The organism is Natroniella acetigena, assembly GCF_023227745.1.
Classification (GTDB): domain Bacteria; phylum Bacillota; class Halanaerobiia; order Halobacteroidales; family Halobacteroidaceae; genus Natroniella; species Natroniella acetigena.
In genome coordinates, this window is record NZ_JALKBX010000023.1 from 16,990 (window position 1) to 35,578 (window position 18,589).

Sequence of the window (18,589 nt, forward strand, 5' to 3'; positions counted from 1 at the left end):
GATTATCCCTCCTGCAATCCCAAATCCTTAATCATTTGTAAGTCCTCCTCTACAGAACGACCTTCCGTAGTTAAATAGTTACCAACTAATAGACCATTAACTCCTGATAATAGACTTAAAGATTGTAAATCACGTAAGTTAACTTCCCGTCCCCCACATAACTTAATCGTCTTAGTTGGTAAAATAAATCTAAAGATCGCTGCTGTCTTTAAAGCCTCCATTGGAGATACAGGCTCATTATCTTCTACAGGTGTTCCCCCTACAGGATTTAAGATATTAAGTGGTACTGAGTCGACATCCAACTCCTTTAAGGTAAAAGCTAAATCAATTCTATCAGCAAAGCTTTCACCCAAACCAATAATTCCCCCACAACAGACCTCAACCCCCCACTTCTTAAGTACCCTAACTGTCTTAATCCGCTCTTCATAGTCATGAGTAGTACAAATTTTTGGAAAATAACTTCTAGAAGTCTCTAAATTATGATTATATCTTTTCAAACCTACCTGGGCCAACTTTTTGGCCCGTTCATCATCTAATGTACCTAAGGAAGCACATGGTTCTAAAGTCGTCTCCTCTTTAATTAGTCTAATAGTCTCTAATAACTCTTCAAACTCCTGAGCACTAACAACCCCACGACCACTAGTTACTAGTCCAAAATGCTCTGCCCCACTCTCTTCCATACTTTTAGCTCGCTCTAACACCTCATCTTGTTCTAATAAAGGATAAGTAGTTACTGGAGTATCATAATGAACAGATTGCGAACAGAAGGTACAATCCTCTGAACAACTACCTGATTTAGCATTGACAATCGAACATAAATCTATCTTCTGACCAATAAATTGATTCTTAATCCGATTAGCTGCTGCTAATAACTCCATTGTACTTCCTTCTTCTAATTCTACTAAACCTAATGCCTCCTCTTTAATAATCTCTACTCCTGCTAATACTTTCTGTAACGTCAAAAGCATACTTCCCACCTTTCTATAACATTTTGTTAACCACTTTTATTTAAAGTTGACAATTTAAATAAAAAATTTCACTGATCATTAATGAAAATTATATTAAAAAAAACTACTATTGTCAACTCTTTTCTTGTTGAGTCAACAATAATAGCTAACTTGACACTCTGCGGGGCAAGCCCATCTGATTTTCTGCCGATAAAATCTATAACTGTGCATCATTAAATTACTTCTTACCTATCTTTTACTTCCTGTAAACTCAAAGCAATATCAGCAGTTTGATCACTAATATGTTCTAAACTATCAAGTACTTCTAAATAAATAATTCCTGCACTAGGAATACAACTCTCTTGACCAAGTCGTTCTAAATGTTTATCTCGATACTCTATTTCTAACTCATCCATTTTTCTTTCTGTAGCAACAATCTCATCGACCAATGCTAAATTACCTTCATTTAGAAGAATCATTGTCTTCTCTAATAAATTAAAGATAATCAAAAAGATTTCATTAAGGCTCTGTTTTGCTTCTTTAGAAAAAACGATTTGATCATTTAAATTTTGCAACACTAACTCAGAAATTTCATCAGCATCATCAGCTATACTTTCAATAGCATCAATTATTGCAAAGTACATATCAATCGTTTGCACATCATCTTTTGATAATTTAGTTCGGGGTATTCTGGTCAAAAATACCAATAACTCTTCTTCTAATTCATTGATAACCTCTTCTTTAGATTTAACTACTTTAGCTAATTCGTGATCTTTAGTTAAGAATGAATCTGCAGTATCCTTGACCATATCACGAGAGATTTCAAACATCCTAATTACTTCATTGCTGAGTTGATTAACAGCAACACTAGGAGTCTCTAACATTCTCTCATCTAAATAGCTCAAACCACGCTTAAGGGACATATCTTCTCCTGGAACAATATACTTAACTGCTCGAACCATAAAACCAACAAAGGGTAACCATAATAAAGTATTTAGGATATTAAAGATCGTATGAGTATTAGCAACTAACCGAGTAGGGGTAGTTGTAAAACCGAAGGTTTCAGAGAAATCAATTAAAAACACCTCGATAGTTGCTGCAAAATCAGGGATTATATATAATAAGACCAACACAACCAGCGAACCCAATACATTAAAGATAAAATGACCAGCAGCCGCCCGCTTAGCATTAATGCTAACTCCAATAGCAGACAAAATTGCTGTGATAGTTGTTCCGATATTACTCCCTAAAATAATTGGAATTCCAGCTTGAAAACTGATAGCTCCCACTGCAAACAAGCCTAATAAAATTCCCATTGCAGCAGTACTACTCTGGACAACAACTGTAATTAATGCTCCAATTAGAACACCTAAAATCGGAGAACTAGAAAATCTCTCCATCAGATCAAAAAAGACAGGTGACTCACGTAGCGGTCTCATAGTATCACTCATTACATTCATCCCTAAAAATAAGATTCCAAAACCTAATAAAATCTGACCTATATACTTAACCTTAGGCTTTTTGGCAAATAGGTGGATGAAAAATCCAATAGCAATAAAATGAAAAGCATACCCTCCTAAATCAAAAGCAACCATCTGAGCTGTAATTGTAGTTCCAACATTGGCCCCCATAATCACTCCAATTGATTGTACTAAGGTCATTAAACCAGCATTTACAAATCCAACCACCATTACACTAGTAGCACTACTGCTTTGAACGATAGATGTTACACCAGCTCCTACTAAAACCCCCATCACTCGATTCGTTGTCAAAGCTGCTAATAAACTCTTAAGTTTCTTTCCAGCCGTTTTCTGTAAGCCTTCACTCATCTGTGTCATCCCATAGATGAACAGACCTAAACCACCTAAAAAAGTAAAGATCATTTCAGCAGACAAAGCAAAACCTCTCCCCTCTAAAGACTCTTATAATAAAGTAATCATTTTTTATTCAATTTCTCAAGTGCTAGTTTTAATTCATCTTTAACTTGCTGATCAACTTCAACCTCTAAGGCTTGTCTTAAATCCTTACTTACTCTAACAGCTCCAATTTCAGCTAAAGCCCAAGCAGAATGTGCCCTAACTACCGGCTTAGGATCAGACAACCCATCTTGTAAATGAAAAATAGCTCGTTCATCTTTTAAGTTACCTAAAATTATTGCAGCATTCCGCTGAATTGGACGCTTGCCTCGCCAATTCATTGCTGTTTGTCCAAACTGTTGTTGATAGCTCTCATCTGTTAGTTTTAGTAATGGAGTTACTGCTGGTCTGGAAGCTAAGCCCTGTGATTTAAATTCAACATGATCACCTGTAGCTACCTCTTGATTATGGGGGCAGACTTCTTGACATGTATCACAGCCCCAGAGCCTAGTCCCCATCTTTCTTCTATACTTGTGATCAATATAGCCTTTACTTAAAGTTATATAACCCAAACATTGATTACTATTTAACAGATAATCATCCTCTAAAGCCCCTGTTGGACATGCCTCAATACACTTTCTACAATCACCACACTTACCTTCTATCGGAGAATCAATCTCTAATTCTAAATCAGTAATAAATCCTCCCAAAAAGATCCAAGAACCATATTGGGGATGGATAATATTACAATTCTTACCCTGCCAACCGATTCCTGCCCGCCGGGCCAATGCTCGATCTACAGTTGGCCCAGTATCAGAAAATTTAACTGCTTCAATCTGCTGCCCTGTCTCTTGCTGCAAAAATTCAATCAACTGCTCTAATTTTTCTCCTAATACCTGATGATAATCCTTCCCCCAAGCAAACCTAGCTATTTTCCCTCTTAAACCAGTTTTATAATCTTGATTATCATCAATCATAGGCTCCTTAATAGAATAAGCCATCGCCACAACAATTACTGAACGAGCACCATCCAAAACCTCTTTAGGAGAAGTAATTAACTTCAAATCATCTTTCACAAAAGAAGACAAATATTCTCGTTCTTTTAAATTGTTAAGTAACCTCTCTAATTGTGGAAAAGGATCAGCAGTTGTAATCTTAATCTCATCTAAACCAATTTGAACAGCATATTCCTTCATGTCAGCAGTTAATCCCATTTTTTCTCCTCCCTTTCTTATTTTAGCATAATTTTTGACAAAATAAAAGAGGCAGAATCACTGCCTCTTAAGAATTTATTACTAACCTTACTAAAAACTAAACTTCTATAATAGCGTCAGTTGGACAACTTTCTAAAACATCTTTAGCTTCTTGCTCCACATTATCAGGCACTTCATCTACAATCACTTCAGCTTTATCATCATCATCCCAATCATAAACTGCTGGAACCTCATTAACACACAATCCGCAGCTAATACAATCATCTTTTTCTACTTTTACTTTCATTAACAACCCCTCCACTTATTTAGATTTAAATATAGTATTACCTCTTCAAATTCAATTATGCACTAGTTGAATTCACAATTTTAAATAATAGTTCATAAACTGAAAGTAATCATTTACATCATTATTGATATAAAGCTTCACTTTATATCAGTGTACAGTTTACAGTTGATATGGTTTCTATGGTTTTCACGAAAGGTCTTGACAAAGACCTGTAGGGACGGTTGACAGTTAAAACCATTAAAAACTTAAATCAAAATCACTCTAAACCTGCGAACATAAGGCATTTCAGAGGTCTTAATTTTTTAAGGTTTTGATCTTAACTGTAAACTGTTCACTGTACACTGTCAACTCAATTATGTGTCACAAAGTGACACATAATTGTAATAAAGCTTCACTTAGAACATTTATAACACCAAAAATCATCTTAAGTTAACGCTGATGATATTGAATTATATAGACTTGTTCTTAGAAGGTTTTAGTCTTTTGATTGTATGGTTTTGAATTTAATTATAAATTGTACATTAAAAGAGGGAAGGAGGGAACTATGTTTAATACTAATTTCAATCAACAAGTTAGAAAAGAAATTATTGGAATCAATACCAAAGTACCTGTCAGCAATAAACGCCACTTACAGTACATAAATTTTGATAATGCTGCTAGTACTCCTAGTTTCAAACAAGTTTTTGCAAAGATTGAAGACTTTCTCGATTGGTATTCGAATGTCCATCGAGGAACGGGCTTTAAATCCCAACTGTCCTCGAAAATTTATGAAGAGACTCATCAGGTAATTGCCGATTTTATGGGAGTTGACTTAGCAAAAAACACTATTATCTTGGTTAAAAATACTACTGAAGCAATTAATAAACTGGCCAATTCATTACAACTGACCTCAGAAGATATCGTGATTACTACTATAATGGAGCATCACTCTAATCTACTTCCTTGGCGTAATAAAGCTCAAGTCGTTTATACTGGGTTGACTCCTAGTGGAAGATTAGATTTAGATGATTTAGAAAGAAAATTAAAAAAAGATCAGAAGCAAGTTAAGTTAGTAGCAGTCACTGGAGCTTCTAATGTAACAGGAATAATCAATCCAATCCATAAAATTGCTCGGTTGGCCCATCAATATAATACCAAAATCTTAGTCGATGCAGCCCAACTTGCTCCTCATCGCCCAATTGATATTAAACCAGATCAATCACCCGAACATATTGATTATTTAGTCTTTTCAGCCCATAAGATGTACGCTCCTTTTGGTACAGGAGTCTTAGTTGGCCCTCAAGAAACATTTCAAGAGCAAGCACCAGATTATTCTGGAGGAGGAACGGTCAAGTCTGTCACCTTAGATGATGTTATCTGGGCCAACTTGCCTGCTAGAGAAGAGGCAGGTACCCCTAATATTGTCGGGGCAGTAGCATTACAAGAGAGTATTAAGACAATCCAACAACTGGGCTGGCAAAATATAATTAAAGCAGAAAAAAAATTAATCGATTATACATTACAACAACTACAAAAGTTACCCCAAGTTAAGCTCTATGGCCTTACTGATACAGATAATCTCTCTAATCAAGTCGGTGTTATCGCTTTAAATATCGAGCCACTACCTCACTCACTAGTCGCTACAATTTTGGCCCATGAAGCAGGTATTGGGGTCAGAAGTGGTTGTTTTTGTGCTCACCCTTATGTTCATCAGTTATTAAATTTAACTTCAGCTGAAATTAAAAGGTTTAAAGAACAGATTAAAGCGAATAAGCTTTCTTATACTCCTGGTTTGGTACGAATTAGTTTTGGTTGTTATAATACTAAGAAAGAAATAGATCGTTTAATTACAACTTTCCAGTCGATTATTGAACGAATAACTATCAACTTTGCTTTTTCAACACAGTATACTCTCAACCCTACTACTGGGGAATACTATCCGACTAATAATTAAAACTTATCTTTATATTGATATTAAGTTTAAGGTTAAGTCTAAGTCTAAGTTTAAGTAAAACCTAAGCCCTTATGCTTTTAACGGTTGACTTAGCCTTACCTTCGGGTTTATAAAAAACCCTTCGTAATAAAAACCATTTCCTCAGCCTTAAACTTAAGCTAACGCGTATGAGATCTAATTTATAATTCAACTTTATAAAATTGAACTTTATTAAATATTTTATCCCTTTGCTGATAATTAAATAAAATTGTTGTTAATGACTCTTCAACTTCTGTACTCGGTTGCTCAATCACCTCTAATACATCATACTTAAAGGTCTCAATTTGAATCTTTCTTCTAATCTGTCTTGAAGAATAGTCAGCTAACTCTGGAACAATTTCTGTTATCTTTGCTTGCTCTGCAGTAAAATCTCTGAATTTTTGATCATAATCTTCAATTTTGTATTTATCCAAAAACTCAGGTAGGTTAACCCTTCTTCTCCGTAACAAATAATCAAACTTTAAAATTTCATTAAATAGATCAAATCTTTTTGAACAATATTGCTGATAAAACTCCTGTAAAATTTGATATAATGATTCTAACTTATGCGAATAGCGATAATATTCCTGTTCTTCCCAAAACTCTGCCAAATCTGCCCACAATGAAAAAGGGGCTTGATAAAAGTTTTGCTCTATAAATTTCAAACTATGATCAAAATGATGAGTATTACAGAAGGTTTCTAAAACTTCTTCTACCATCTCCAATTCTAATAATTCTTGATAGCTCAGCCACTTATTCTCTAAGACTTGATAGGGCGGTTTATCCAAATAAAGATAACCGTATTCTTCAGCCTTCTCTCTCAAGCCTGACCCCTTTAATAATTTTAAAAAACCCAACTGCAGCCGACCAGGTCGTAATTGATAGACATCATTGAAAGAATTTATAAAAGTTTGATAGTCCTCAGCCGGTAAGCCAGCAATTAAATCCAAATGCAAATGAATATTTCTTGCTGCTTGTAACCTCTTTACAACTTCAGCTAGCTTAGTAAAATCGACCTTGCGATCAATTAATTCTAAGGTCTTTTGATTGGTACTCTGCACCCCAACCTCAAATTGAAAGTAACCAGCAGGTACCTCTTCTAAAAAACCAAGAACCTCTTCACTCAACAAATCTGCTGTAATCTCAAAGTGAAAATTCAAATCAGAATCACTCGGCTTATTTTCTACCAAAAATTGAAATATTTCAAGAGCACGATTCTGATCACAATTAAAGGTTCGATCAACAAATTTAACCTGCCTGACGTCTGCTTTAATCAACTTCAATAACTCCTCTTTTACTAACTCTAAGGGAAAGTATCTAACAGCTGATAATGTCGAAGATAAACAATATTGACAATTAAAAGGACAACCTCGATTGGTTTCAAAATAGACTATCTTATGCTCTAGCCCCTCCAAGTTACCATATGGAGAAGGTACTTGCTCAAGTTGTAGTACTGGGCGAGGCTCATTTTTAATTATTCCTTGCTCGGTACGATAGACTAGACCAAGAACTTCTTCACAACTTTGTCCAGTAGTTAAATTAGTCAGTAATTGCTGGAAAGTCTCTTCTCCCTCACCATAGACAAGATAATCAATCTCTTGATACTCTTTCATTAAGTCAACTGGATCATAAGATACCTCTGGCCCCCCTAAGACAATAATCAACTCTGGTTTAACCTGTTTTAAGATCTTAATCACTTCTAATACTTGCTCCATATTCCATATATAACATGAAAAACCAACCAAATCTGGCTCTTGTTTATAAATCTCTGCTGCAATATAATCACTAGCTTGATTGATCGTATATTCAGCCAACTCAATTTCAAACTGTCCCTGACAATAGCTCTTTAAGTACCTTAATGCTAAAGAAGAATGAATAAATTTAGCATTTAATGCCGTCAACAAGACATTCATAAAGTCAATCCCCTCTTTCCATCTTTAATTATATAATCATGTACGTCAACTTAATACATACTTTTCTAATCACCTTACTTTTTATTGATATATAGCTTAACTTCAATTTACAATGTACAATTGACAAAATTGACAATTAAAACCTTTAAATCTTATAACCAAAATCAATCAAAGCTTATTATCACAAGGTTTTTCAGAAAACTTAAGCTTTTAAGAACTTGAACTTTAATTGTAAATTGTACATTCCGTCAATTGTCAATTGTGAAGCTATATTGTAATAAAGCTTCACTTCGACTCCCTATAATACCAAAAATTATCTTGAGTTAACGCGGATGATTGTATAATATATCTTTCGAGATTATAATTTTAAAACCTTCTTTATTAGCTAAAAAGCACCCCTTAAGGGGTGCTTTCAGCTTAAAGTTATTTTTGTGGTCTACTTGGAGTAGATATAGTTGATAATGCATCCGCAGCTTCCATATCAGTCTCAGGTTGAACTGATATATCTCCTAAAGAAACAATACCTACCAAATTACCATTCTCTACAATAGGTAATCTTCTAATTTGATTCTCTGCCATCAGATCAGCAGCTTCTTGAGTCGTCATCTCTGGACTCCCATAGACTAAACCACTGGACATAATCTGCTCTACAGCAGTATTACCATCATTATTTTGAGCAACATTACGAATTGTTATATCTCGATCTGTTACTATTCCTACTGGCTCCTGTCCATTACTGACAGGAATTGCTCCTACATTTAGCTCTTTCATCTTTTGAGCTGCTTCACTTACGCTTGCAGTTGGCTCAACTGTTGATACATCTGAAGTCATAACTTGTCTAATATCCATCATATCCTCCTCCTTTTCAAGATTAGGATATGCAATTAATTAAATTTTAATCATAATTATAATTAAAATTTAATTGCTACTGGCTTTGCTTAATTCTTGCTCATTACTGACAGCCAAATTATTTTCTTCTAAAAATTTGTACTTTAACCAACCAGTCAACAAGATTAAACTGATTAAATAAATAATTAAGATCCCATAACCAAGCTCAATACCGACTAGATCATTTATAACTCCTGGCAACCAATTAGCTAACAAAACATCTCCTAAACTACCTGCTGCTAAGGTCAAACTGATAATTATAGTTAACTGCTGTTCAAATTCCTCAAACATAGCCGCCTGCATAGTAGGAAAGATAGAACCCAAAAATAAACCTGTAATTGAAAATAAAACAGCAAACTGCTCCGGGCCAACCAATGCCACTAAAATAATTACACCGGAACTAACAGCACAAATCAAGACCAAATATAAATATTCGATTTTCTCTACAACAAAAATAGTTAAGAATCTTCCTACCGTAAACAAAACAAAAAAAAGTGATAAATAAAAGCTGATTTCAGTCTCACTTCTTCCTTGGACATCAGTTAAATAAATCCCCATCCAATTTGCTGCACCAAGTTCAATCCCAACATATAATAAAAACATCATAGCAAAAATAACGACTCGAGAATCTTTAATCACTTCCAAAAACAGAAGCTTTTCATTTTTGTTATCCGTCTCAGTTGTAGGAAATTTACAATAAAGCCCTAATAACAATAAAAATAAAACCAATCCAATTGCAAAAAGATAGACACTCTCCCAACCAAATCCCCTGCGCAGTAAATAACCAGCATAAACTGGAGCTACAATACCACCAACTCCAAAAAAGAGATGAAATATATTCATCTTTCTGCCCCGCTCTTTAATAAAAATCAAAGATGCCAATGTATTACTGGTCACACTTAAGATTCCTACTCCAATTCCAAATACTCCCATTACAGCTACAAACAACTGATAAGTAGCTACATAACTGATCCCAACTAAAACAGCCATGATTACTACTAAACCTAGTAAAAATGTATTCTTTAGCCCAAACTTTTTAATTAAAAATCCACTACTAGACATAGCAATAATACTTCCTACCGCCATTACTGAAAAAGCAGACCCTAAATAAGAATAACTAATCTGGAATGTATCTTGAATTAAGGGAGCAACTTGCCCTCTTAAGTTGACTAATAATCCAAAAGTTAACAACATTGCATAAGCTAAAATACCTAATAAGCTACGATTATCTAACAATCTCTAATCAATCCTCCTAACTAGAAGTAGTGCTCTCCCTACAAGTCTTATTAGACTTTCTGTAATAAATTCTGTAATAAAAACTATTTGCTAAATTAAAGCCTGTTATTACAATACTTCGCAGATAACTAAATTTCTCTGCACCCCGTCTTAGTGTACAATTGACAATTAAATTTAAAACCACACAATCAAAACACTAAAAAATCAATATCTAGAGGCTAAAAACTGACTACCTCTTTGGCTTTTTAATATTTTCTTTTAGCTGAAAATACTCTAAGACTATCTAACTTTCAGTTATTGATCACTACATAGCTACTTACTAAAACCAATCCTCCTCCAACAGTCCAAACTGTCGGTAAGCCAATCAATCTTAACAAAGTTATTGTATCATAATCAACTTAAAATTAATAGAATTATAATAAACCGAATACTAATATAAGCTATGAAACAAACATAAACGTTAATTACTAGAAATAATTAACATTTATCAACTTCCTTGAATAATATAAACCAATAAAGGAATTGTTAGCAACGATAATAAAGTGCTCAAAAAGACACCTTCTGAAGCTAAAGCTGAATTATCTGTGAATTTTTCTGCAAAAATTGCTGTCAATGCAGCCACAGGCATCCCTGTTAATATAACACTAACACTTATAATCAAAGGATTTACAGCTAGAATATTTAAAACAAAAAAAACTACTACAGGAATGATAAGCTGTTTGAGCAAGGTAATTAGCCATAACTTAAAATTAGAAAAGACTCCAGACAATTCAATCTGAGATAAGGTTGAGCCAACCACAATTAAAGCTAAAGGAGTAGTGGTAGCTCCTAACATTTCTAAGACATTGTTAATAGAAGCTGGTATTTCAACTGAGAATAGAAAAATTAAAAAACCTAAAATAACAGCTAAAATACCAGGATTCAATAAATTTCTAAACGAAAACCCTCTTTCTTCTTGATTCATAATGATAATCCCAAAGGTCCAAATAAAAATATTAACTACTAAATTATAAATTGCTGCTAAGAAGATACCCTCCGTTCCAAAAATAACCTCAATGATTGGAAAGCCAATAAAAGCAGTATTCCCAAAAACTACCATGAATTGATAGATCGATTTTTTATCTTGCTTTGAATCCATAAAATTAACCATTAAATATGAAATCAAAATTAGTGTTACAAAAATTCCTAAACCAATTAAAAAAACATTTCTAATTTGAATTAATCGTTCTATACTGAATTCATAATTCATAGAAATTAAAATTAGAGCAGGCAGACTGATATAAAGAACAATATTTGATAAATTTTCATTCAAGTTCTCATTAACTAGATTAAACTTTCTGATCGCAAAACCTAGCGCTAATACTAAAAAAAGGATTAAGATTTGATTAAACACAGTTAAAAAATCAATTCCAACCATTCCTTTCTTGATTTAATTGACTTGTGATGTAATTAATCAGACTTAACTGCTTTATTGAACTATTAATAGCTGTTTTTTAATTATTATAAACAAATTTTGATTTGATTATTAAATTAAATAGTTCTATAATTAAGTCTAAGCTACTTTATTGAAATATTTAATCTATCACCCTTGGGTTATTTAACTAAAATATGTAATATTTTTGAAGGGGTAGCAAGGAGTTTGACTGGGAATAAAGAAAAGCACTAGTATAAAGGAGGAATCTATTATGGAAAGTAATTATACAGTCAAAAACTTAGCTAAATATTTTGATTGTAGTTCACAAACAATCCGTAATTATCTGAAACAAATTGAAGAAGAAAAACCTAAACTGGTTACTAGGGGTAAAAGAAATAAATATATACTAACCGAAAATGGATTTCAGTATCTAAGACAATTATTAGGTAATGAACTGACTTGTAGTAATAATTTTTTATTGAAGTTTATTATCTGTGATGAATTAAAATCATTAATCGATAAAGATACCAGCTATACTTTGCAGTATACTAAACGTACTAGAATCAAACAGAAAAAAGATTTGACTTACTTTGATCAGTTACCAACCTTACTCCAAAAAAGATATGAAAAATTCGCTAAAAAATTTTTATACTGGCTGAAAAGAAAATTTATTTCTTCAAATATAACAAAAATCATTGTAGATAGATTGCCAAAATGGAAACAAAATGACAAGGAAGACGTAGATATAAGGATTACATTTTATGAAGGTAATCATCCGCAGGATTTAAATCTGATTATTAAAGAAGAATTAACCAGCCTGCAAGAGATGAAACTGGAAAAATTTCAACAAAATTTAGAAAATAATGAACAATTAAGAGATGAATTTTCTAATCTTCAATTTAATACTACTAACAAAAGAATCTTTCTTTCTAATTTAGCTAATCTATTAAATAAGATTGATGATAAACGCCTAATTAAGAAACTTTTTAAGTTAATAGTAGGGGCCAACCCTCATTATCAGATCATTGCTGAACCTGAAATCTTAATCATCAACTTTACTAAGATTAAATTACCGACCAAGGTCTCAGCTAATTATGATCAACAAGAGAATAAATTATTAATTAACTTTAATAATAACTGTAACTTAACCTGTTCATTAGAACCAGAAGAATCAGAAAAGTTAATCATTAACTTTCAACAAGTTCCCCCAACTCTAGACTTAACCTTAATCTAAGTAACCCATTTAAAAACAGTAAAATCAAATTCTTACAATCAATAACAACCCCCTGTTAACTTAACTAGTACTCTCAGCTAAATTAAAGCCTGTTATTACAATTTTAGCTTTCTAATATTTTCTTTTAGCTGAGAGTACTCTTAACAAGGGATTGTTAATTATTTTATATTTATCAACTTAATACATAATTTTCTAGTTAAATTAAAGAATCCTAAAAGAACTTGGACTTGCGATTTTTACTCACACTAAATTACTTATAATACTCAAAATATTCTTCAGCTGTAGGAATTCTTCCTAAGATAGCAGCAACTGCTGCTACATGAGCACCACCTAAATATGTTTTAGAATCAGCCGGACCAATTCTAGATTGATAGTTACGAGTTGTCGTCGTCAAGGCAATAGCACCAGAGCCAATTCTACGCTTATTACCCATACATAAACCACAACCAGGCATCGTAATTGTAGCACCAGCTGCTGTCAAGCTAGCCAAACTACCATCCTGGGCTAGTTGATTATAAATATCACGTGAAGCAGGACAGACTACAAAATTAACCCCCTGTGGTACTTGTTTACCTTCTAAAATCCTAGCTGCTGCTTGAATACTCTCTAAATCTCCTCCCACACAGCTACCAATAAAGATCTCATCTAACTCCACTCCACCTACTTCTGATAGACCAGCTACATTATCAGGATGATGTGGTTTAGCTACTAATGGCTCCTCCACTTCATCTAAAGGAATCTCAATTATAGCTGCATACTGAGCATCTTGATCAGGCTGTAAAAGAACAGGATCAGCTAAAAACTCTTCAATTGATGCGATCGTCTCCTTAACAGATGGAGAAGTCTCAGCATCTACTCTCGATTTTAGATACTCCAAATTATTCTCAATCGCTTCGATGGTCTTCTGATCAGAAACTACAACCCCAGCTGAAGCACTCCTTTCAGCTACAGCATTAGTCAGGATATATCGCTCATCAGAATCTAAAAAGTCAACCCCTTCCATCTCGATAATCCGCCCATTATAGACATCTTTACCGACAGTCTTTTCAGCATAGGTTACTAATGTAGAGACTAAGTCCCTAGCAGTAATACCTTCTTTCGGTTGACCAGTAAAGACAACCCTTACAGATTCATCCATCGTTAGATCCTGCTTACCATACTTCATCGCACCTGCTACAATATCTGAAGCAGCAGGAAAAGAGATCCCGCGTGGTGTTCGAGTATGAGAGTCTCCACCAACGACTACATCAGTCGGTAAGACAAAACGATTAGCAATGGTATGAATAATCCCTTCACCAGGCTCAAGACAGACTCCACCTCGCTCAGTAACAAACTCTTCAATAAATTGATGCCTGTCCCGATCTTCTGTAGATGGACACTCACCTGTATGGCATAAAGACTGAACTACAAACTCTGCTCCAAAATCTTCCCCAGCCATAGCTTGATACTCATCAAGGGTCATTGGCCCGGTAGTATCTTGAGAGTAAACCCCTCTAATCTTAACAGTAGCAGTCTCACCAGGCAAGATTGTATCCTTTCCATCAAGCCTATTAAACCCAACAATCTTTTGGGCCAACGTCTGTGGTACCCGCTCTTGCTCAGCTTGAGCTGGCAACTTGCTTTGATCAAAATCAATTCCCTGCTTAGTACAATAATCAATGGCCCATTGCTGCAACTCATTACCGGCATCAAAGTAAGTCATACCACCTGCAGCTATCTTATCTAAGTTATATTGAATCGGTAATTTAACCTCTAATTCTTCTTCGCTATTGACAATCAACTTTTCATTCTCCAAATCTACCTCTAATTGATCCCCTTCTGTAATACTATCAGTATTACACTCTAATGGTAAGATAGCAGAAGCTACTAAGGAATTCTTAAAGATTGGAGCAAAACTTTTAGCAATTACAACTCCACCTTCTTTCTTCTCTGGCTCACCATCAACTGGCTTACCTAAGACCTGCAGCATTGTATAAGTAGCAGACTTTCTAGAAGAACCTTCACCTAACGCTGCTCCTGCTACAAAGAAGATATCTTGTCCCTCTTCTTTCAACCCTTCTAAACGCTCTAAAAAATCAGCTTCATCTTCTCGACCCTCCATAATAAATTGAGCATGTAATGGATGATCGGTTCGACTATCTGCATTTTTAGAAGGGCTTAAGTGACCAGTAGTAATATTATCGCCAACCTTAATACCTAAGCCTTGATATTTATCTTCTAATCTCCAGTCTGTAGCAAAATCTCGTTCACCCCAACTCTTAATTAGCTCTACAACAGTATCGTTATCTGCTGCTAACTGGGCCAACTTATCAAATTCTGCTCGATTAATTAAAACCGTCTCTTTTAGGATTTCTGTAATCTGGTCAACAAAATGACCTTCTTCTAATAATTTTACCAACTGACCAGCAGCTGCTCCACCCTTCATTTGGGCCAACAACTCCAACGCTTCTGCTTGCGATAAGTAGTCAGTTACTAATTCTCCCCTTACAATTTCAGCCAAACCTTCTGCCTTAATATGTGAAGAAGGAAAAGTACCCCTTCTTACTTCCTCAGTCAATAATCTTACTAATAATTGATCTAAACTCTCTTCATTACAGATAGTAAATCTTTCTTTTTCTAAACCTTCTAATTGTAATCCAGCACTTATCACTTCAACCTCGGTAGTCGATAATGGTCGTGGCGATAAATCATAATCTTTCTTTCTGGCTAAAACTTTCTTCTTATACTCTTCTAAAACTTCTAATAGATCTCTTTTCTCCATACTCTACTCCTCCTATAGTTAGTTATTTACTTATAATTATATCTTAAATTCTATAAATTTACAAACAGTTAACATCAGTTAAGTCTAAATTTGATGTTAAGTTTAGTTAGCCAGTTAATTATTCTCTACTACTTCTTCTAATTTCGCCTTTTCAGTTGTTGACAATAATTCATCAAGGGCCAACAAAATAACTAATCTATCTTCTAGCTTGGCAATTCCATCAATAAATTCTGTCTTTATTCCAGCCATTCCTCCTGAAGGTTGAGCAATCTGTTCCTGAGCAATCCTGACTACTTCAGAAGCATCATCAACAATAAAACCTACATCAGTCTCATTAATTCTAACCACTATAATTCTAGTTTCAACTTCAGGATCATAATTAAATTCTAAACGCTTTCTTAAATCAATAATTGTAATAATATCGCCTCTTAGATTAATAATCCCCTCAATAAAATCAGCACTCTGTGGTAACTTTGTTATTTCTTTCATTTTGATAATCTCTTGTACTTGTGTGATCTTAACTCCAAACTCTTCTCTTCCTAATTTAAAGACAATAAACTGATCAATCTTATTCATCATTCATCCCCCCTCAATTTATAATACAATTTCTAAAAAAGAAAGTAAAGAATAAAATGACCAAAGGTCATTTTATTCTAGTGTACAGTTTACGGTTTACAGTTGACAGTGGATAGAAAAAATCTAAGAGCGGATTTTTTCATCACAAAGGGTTCAAAGAACCCGAAGGAAAACCCTAAATTCAAAATCGCTTTAAACCTGTACTTCTAAAGCTTTTAAGGTTTTGCTCTTTAACTGTAAACTGTACACTGCCAACTGTCAACTATTACTTATATAGCACCATCGCACTAATCCTAGGAACAATCACCTGCTTACCAGTTAACACCTCCAATGTTTCAACCCCTGCCTCTTGGTCAGCAACTACAATCTTCCAGGTTCCTTCAGTCGGCAAGAAGAATTGTTGTGATTCTAAATAAGGATTATAAATTACTATAATATCTTCCCATAAATCACCATTAGCATGCTCCTGTAATTGATAAGCAATTATACCTTCAGAGCTATCTAAAAATTTAAAGTATTTTTTTATCTGATCAGCAGTATTCATCCTAAATGCTGGATGTTCTCGTCGCAACTCAATTAATCCTTGGTAGTACTTAAAAGTATCATAGTTATATACCTTACGTTCCCATTCAATTTGATTAATTGCATCAGGAAAATTATAACTATTTTCCACCCCATACTTAGTTCTTAAAAATTCAACTCCTCCATGCAAGAATGGTATCCCTTGTGACGTCAATACAATTGCATTAGCTAAATTATTCATTCTGACCTTATCCTCATCAATAACATTTGGATTACTTCTTTCAATCTTATCCCACAAGGTCAGATCATCATGGACCGAAACATAATTAATAACTTCTTCAGGATCGAAACTGAAAGAGTCAATTCCACCCATCACCCCTACTTTTACCTTTTGAATTGTCTCTTTATCTAATTTCCCATTAACATAACCTTTATCTTCTCCTCTAGTACTCCCCTTTAGAGCATCCCTAAACTCATCATTGAAAACAGCAACTCCAGACTCTTGTTGGCTCCCCTTTCTCATCTGCTGCTCCATCGGTAATGGAGAAAAATCGGCCGTCCAGGGCTCCCCATAGACTATGATACTAGAATCGATCTCCTTTAATTCTTGAGCTAACAATTTCATCGTTTCTTGATCATGAAGAGCCATCAAATCAAACCTAAAACCATCTATATGATACTCCCTGGCCCAATACTTAACTGATTCAATAATAAATTTACGAACCATCGGATGTTCAGAAGCAACTTCATTACCACAACCTGAACCATTAGAATAATTACCATGTTCATCAAGTCGATAATAAACCTCAGGGGCCAACTTACCAAAATTAGAATTTCTAGTTTCATAGGTATGGTTATAAACAACATCCATCACTACTCTGATACCATTACGGTGTAAAGCTTTAATCATCTCCTTGGCTTCCCGAATTCTAACCAGTGGATTAGCAGAATCCCTAGCATAAGAACCTTCTGGAACATTATAATTTTGCGGATCATAGCCCCAATTATACTGATAATCAACACTCTCATCGACAGTAGCAAAATCAAAGATAGGTAGTAGATGAATATGAGTAATCCCCAACTCCTTTAAATGAGCAACTCCGGTCTTGATCTCTGTCTTAGGAATCATCGTTTCTTCTTCAGTAAACGCTAAAAACTTGCCCTTATGCTCCATCCCTGAATGAGGTGAAATGGAAAAATCTTTGACATGCATTTCATAGATAATACTATCTTCTAATTCAACCAGTGGAGGTTTTTGATCATTCTCCCACTCCACTGGATTAGTCTCTGCTAAATCAACAACTACCCCTTTATGTCCATTCTGAACTACTGCTTTAGCATAAGGATCAACTACACACTTAATTTCATTATCTATTTCCACGATATAATTATAAAGTTTATTCTTTTGATCACCAGCTACAGTTACACTCCATACCCCTTGTTCTTCCTGCTTCATCTTAACAACTTGCCCAGCCCCTTCTTGAGAAGGATCTGGTTCGTACAAAACCAAATCAACATTATTAGCCTTAGGAGACCAGACAGCAAAATCAGTCTGCTCAGGGCTATAGTTGGTTCCTAAGCTTCTATCTAAAGGATAGTCAGTACTCATCATTTAAACACCCCTCCCTGAAAAGCAATTAATAGTTAATAATGAATAGTTAATAGTTGAAAAACCTTAAAACCAAAAATTATTTGCTGGAAATTTAAATTGATACTTAATTGATATATAGTTTCACTTTTAAAATTAAAATCTGCAACCAATAAACTTCAAAATCAGTTTCGAGAGGGCTA

The 18,589-nt window shown here is 34.3% G+C and carries 13 protein-coding genes; 2 read left to right on the top strand and 11 right to left on the bottom strand.

Annotated elements, in window-relative coordinates:
• Positions 1-2 precede the first annotated feature (2 nt).
• From bioB to MWH25_RS06805, 4 genes are all read right to left on the bottom strand, one after another.
• A complete protein-coding gene (gene bioB, locus MWH25_RS06790) occupies positions 3-968 on the bottom strand; it encodes a biotin synthase BioB (RefSeq protein ID WP_248626893.1) in 966 nt (321 codons plus the stop codon).
• 224 nt (positions 969-1,192) lie between these two features.
• Positions 1,193-2,842, bottom strand: a complete 1,650-nt coding sequence (locus tag MWH25_RS06795) for a Na/Pi cotransporter family protein (protein WP_248626894.1) — start codon at positions 2,840-2,842, stop codon at positions 1,193-1,195.
• A 41-nt stretch (positions 2,843-2,883) separates the two neighbouring features.
• Complete coding sequence (gene queG, locus MWH25_RS06800) at positions 2,884-4,017, bottom strand: tRNA epoxyqueuosine(34) reductase QueG (protein ID WP_248626895.1); 1,134 nt, start codon at positions 4,015-4,017, stop codon at positions 2,884-2,886.
• Between the two features lie 97 nt (positions 4,018-4,114).
• Positions 4,115-4,303, bottom strand: coding sequence for a ferredoxin (locus tag MWH25_RS06805; protein ID WP_248626896.1), 189 nt, complete (start codon positions 4,301-4,303; stop codon positions 4,115-4,117).
• Positions 4,304-4,847: 544 nt separating this feature from the next.
• Here MWH25_RS06805 and MWH25_RS06810 point away from each other — a divergent pair.
• A complete protein-coding gene (locus MWH25_RS06810; protein ID WP_248626897.1) occupies positions 4,848-6,236 on the top strand; it encodes an aminotransferase class V-fold PLP-dependent enzyme in 1,389 nt (462 codons plus the stop codon).
• A 179-nt stretch (positions 6,237-6,415) separates the two neighbouring features.
• Here the strand turns inward: MWH25_RS06810 and MWH25_RS06815 are convergent, their stop codons facing one another.
• The 4 genes from MWH25_RS06815 to MWH25_RS06830 form a co-directional block, all read right to left on the bottom strand.
• Positions 6,416-8,167: a B12-binding domain-containing radical SAM protein gene (locus MWH25_RS06815; RefSeq protein WP_248626898.1), complete on the bottom strand. Its 1,752-nt coding sequence runs from the start codon at positions 8,165-8,167 to the stop codon at positions 6,416-6,418.
• A gap of 423 nt (positions 8,168-8,590) precedes the next feature.
• Positions 8,591-9,019: a CBS domain-containing protein gene (locus tag MWH25_RS06820; protein ID WP_248626899.1), complete on the bottom strand. Its 429-nt coding sequence runs from the start codon at positions 9,017-9,019 to the stop codon at positions 8,591-8,593.
• A 66-nt stretch (positions 9,020-9,085) separates the two neighbouring features.
• Positions 9,086-10,291: an MFS transporter gene (locus MWH25_RS06825; RefSeq protein ID WP_248626900.1), complete on the bottom strand. Its 1,206-nt coding sequence runs from the start codon at positions 10,289-10,291 to the stop codon at positions 9,086-9,088.
• A 487-nt stretch (positions 10,292-10,778) separates the two neighbouring features.
• Positions 10,779-11,684 (bottom strand): AEC family transporter, encoded by a 906-nt coding sequence (locus tag MWH25_RS06830; protein ID WP_248626901.1) that lies wholly within the window; start codon positions 11,682-11,684, stop codon positions 10,779-10,781.
• Between the two features lie 292 nt (positions 11,685-11,976).
• Here MWH25_RS06830 and MWH25_RS06835 point away from each other — a divergent pair, with 292 nt between their 5' ends.
• Entirely contained in the window at positions 11,977-12,939 is a 963-nt protein-coding gene (locus tag MWH25_RS06835; protein ID WP_248626902.1) for an HTH domain-containing protein, read from the top strand.
• Positions 12,940-13,189: 250 nt separating this feature from the next.
• On the opposite strand, the gene MWH25_RS06840 is transcribed toward MWH25_RS06835, so the two are convergent.
• The 3 genes from MWH25_RS06840 to pulA form a co-directional block, all read right to left on the bottom strand.
• On the bottom strand, positions 13,190-15,700 hold the full coding sequence (locus tag MWH25_RS06840; RefSeq protein WP_248626903.1) for a bifunctional aconitate hydratase 2/2-methylisocitrate dehydratase: 2,511 nt from the start codon (positions 15,698-15,700) through the stop codon (positions 13,190-13,192).
• 114 nt (positions 15,701-15,814) lie between these two features.
• Complete coding sequence (locus MWH25_RS06845; protein WP_248626904.1) at positions 15,815-16,279, bottom strand: chemotaxis protein CheW; 465 nt, start codon at positions 16,277-16,279, stop codon at positions 15,815-15,817.
• Between the two features lie 262 nt (positions 16,280-16,541).
• The gene (gene pulA, locus MWH25_RS06850; RefSeq protein ID WP_248626905.1) at positions 16,542-18,410 is read right to left on the bottom strand and encodes a type I pullulanase; all 1,869 of its coding nucleotides are present in this window, start codon (positions 18,408-18,410) and stop codon (positions 16,542-16,544) included.
• Positions 18,411-18,589 lie beyond the last annotated feature (179 nt).